Origin of the sequence: Streptomyces sp. NPDC002779, assembly GCF_042888685.1 — a bacterium.
GTDB lineage: Bacteria > Actinomycetota > Actinomycetes > Streptomycetales > Streptomycetaceae > Streptomyces.
In genome coordinates, this window is record NZ_JBIAQC010000066.1 from 1 (window position 1) to 2,667 (window position 2,667).

3 protein-coding genes are annotated in these 2,667 nt (G+C 68.1%); all 3 read right to left on the reverse strand.

Annotated elements, in window-relative coordinates:
* Window positions 1-538: 538 nt before the first annotated feature.
* Window positions 539-781 carry a hypothetical protein gene (locus ACFYW5_RS37795; RefSeq protein ID WP_389421671.1) on the reverse strand — a complete coding sequence of 81 codons (243 nt, stop codon included), beginning with the start codon at window positions 779-781 and terminating at the stop codon, window positions 539-541.
* A 141-nt stretch (window positions 782-922) separates the two neighbouring features.
* On the reverse strand, window positions 923-1,258 hold the full coding sequence (locus ACFYW5_RS37800) for a DUF6233 domain-containing protein (RefSeq protein WP_389421672.1): 336 nt from the start codon (window positions 1,256-1,258) through the stop codon (window positions 923-925).
* A gap of 409 nt (window positions 1,259-1,667) precedes the next feature.
* Complete coding sequence (locus ACFYW5_RS37805; protein ID WP_389421673.1) at window positions 1,668-1,964, reverse strand: hypothetical protein; 297 nt, start codon at window positions 1,962-1,964, stop codon at window positions 1,668-1,670.
* Window positions 1,965-2,667 lie beyond the last annotated feature (703 nt).

A 2,667-nucleotide genomic window follows, 5' to 3' on the forward strand; every position in this document is an offset into this window, starting at 1 on the left:
CATCGACGTCCTCTACGCGATGCTCCGAGACGGCACCTTCTACCAGCCACCCACCCCGGCTACAGCTTGACGAAGCCCATAGAGGCACCTTTTCCTCTTACTGCTGTGGGGCGCGGTCCGGGGGCGTAGAGGGGATGTCGGGCTACCGACCACGGCAGGAATTGCGTGATCACCTGCGGATTTACGGACGGATCCCGCGAGCGAACGAGCGGCTGCCGGTGAGGTCGTCGGCGGGGTTGTCGGCCTGGCCGTGCGCTTCACCAGCACCCGGAGGCAGACGGGACAGCCGGCAGACGGTCGGGCGCCGCGGCCGACTCGGGATCAGCCGCGGCACCCGCCCACACGCCCGGAACACCACCAGAGGATGGATCGCACCCCAGACGCGCGTATGCCCGCCTGCCCGGCCAGGCCCACCACAGGCGCAGCCAACCGGGTGATCACCAGGCATGAACGGGCGCAGGGCAACGCGCTTTGGGGCGGGTGCCCTCTCAAAACCGCGGCTTGATCCGTGACGGCGAACCGATGCGTTGACAGCACCTCAGGCAGAGAACCTCTTCGCGAGGTGCCGGAGCCGTGCCACGGCCGCGGCCGCTTGGTCACCGGTGATGGCCATACCGGACATCCGGCTCAGGCTCTCGACCTGGTCGGCGAAGCACAGGTACTCCCGGTGCGCATGTTCCCGGCAGGCGAGGCACGTGACACTTTCCGGACGGGCAGAGGTCATCGCGTAGGGCACCTGGTGTCCGCAACCAGTGGTGACGACGCTCGGTGCGTCGGGCACGCGGCCCAACGTCGACACGATCAGATTCCGGACGTCCGAGGCGGCCTGCGCGGGGACCGCTCAGGTTCACCCGGGCCGGCCACACTACTCGTGCCCCCGGGAGTCGCCGACCTGGCGAACGTATGCGGTCACCGCAAGGCATCAGTCCAGGATCCCCAGCTCGTTGTCCGGACGGCAGTGCGGGCAAGGATCGACCCGATCCGCGAGCGCCCGCAGCGCCTGTGCGCGGGGCACACCTTTCGACCGTTTCCCCGCCATGTGGCAGCCGCCGACGTGTACGTACACGGGCGGCACGTCAAGGCTGAGGCTGTTCTCGATCAGCCAGCCCGGCCCCGGCGGCCGGGCTTGGATGCTGCGCTGCCTCTCCGCCTCCCGCCGCTCGGCGACCGCGATCTGCCGCCGGACCCCGTCGAGGGTGAGGACGAGCTCCGTCTCCAGGACCCGGAGTCTCGGCAGGTCGGGGGGCAGATTAGTCACGTGTCCAGCTGAGGTGCCCAACCGGATAGGTCGGCAGCTTCGGTCTCCCTGCACCTGGGCACCGGATGCATCACCCGGGCCGACGTCCAGGACGCCCTGCGGATCGACCCGGACGAATACACGGGCGGCTGGGCCCTACACCTCGGCCGCCCACGACGGACTGGCCCGACGTGTAGCCGAGCCTTCGAGTGACGGCGGGCGATTACCGTGGGGCCGTGGGCCGCGTCCGCGACCGGCGGGTCAGTGACTTGCTGCAGGTCCCGGACGTGGATGGTCCCCGCCGCCCGAAGACGCGGGGACCAAGTTCGCCACCATGCAAGGGTGCGGAACACGGGATCGACAGAGGTGCCCCGCACCATTGTCTACGTGCTGCAGCTCCTGGGGACTCCGTGACGCAGAGCGCAGGTACTCAGCCGTCGTAAGGATCGCGGCTGCCGGACTTCGCCAGGCCTCGGCTGATCATGTAGCCGACCGTGAGGATCACGATGTACAGCCACGCCTTGTCGGCGCGGAAGTAATCAGCGTGGCCATCGTCGTCTCCTACCACCATGGAGGCGATCAGCACCGCGACGACCGCAGCGATGTAGGCGAAGAACTCTGTGGTCTTGAAGGCCGCCTTCGTCTCCGTCGACAGTCGACGCGGCCGGTGAGCGGCCGCACCGTCACCCGCGTGGGGGCTTACGTTGCCAACCGGGTTCGCGCTCATGAAAGGCACCTTTTGCTGTCGTGGGGAGCACCTGCCGTGCTCCCCGGGCTGGGAAAGCGTCAAGATCGTCTGCACCCACCGAGTTCCCATGTGTACCGATCTAAACAACGCGTCAAGGCGCGGCCACGACAAACAGCGACCACCGGCCTGGCAACGGTGCCCTGTACCCATAGGCAAACAGTGATCACACAACCGTCATGGTCGCCCCCGTGCGCACATGGGGAACGTTGACCACGTGAGGTGAACGCCTGGATTCTCTGCGAAGACCACGGCAGCCCCGGCAACGGGCAGCCCCGCCGGACCACACCGGTCAGACGGGGGCGGCAACGCCAGGCGGGCGGCTCCCGGTAGGGCGGGGCCGACTGTCAGTCCCTGGCGATCGCCATGCCGAGGAAGATCCCGACCAGCAGGAGGACACTGCCGGTGGCCATCGCGGCCCACGTCCCGGTCTGCGTCGCGGTGAACGTCGAAGTCATTCCCGCCTGCGCCGCGGCCTGCATGGCCTGCGCCCCGGCACCTCATAGCACCCACTGCCTACCGAGACGCAGTTCGCAACCGTCCTGGCCCCTCCCCCATAACGTGCCTCGCCTTCGCAACGGACCTGTGGACGGGTCTGTACGGTGAGCGGTGTAACTCCCGAGCTGGAAGCGACAGTTGATGACTGACGTGGCGAGTGACATCGGGGCCGGGGAGGCCGTTGTGA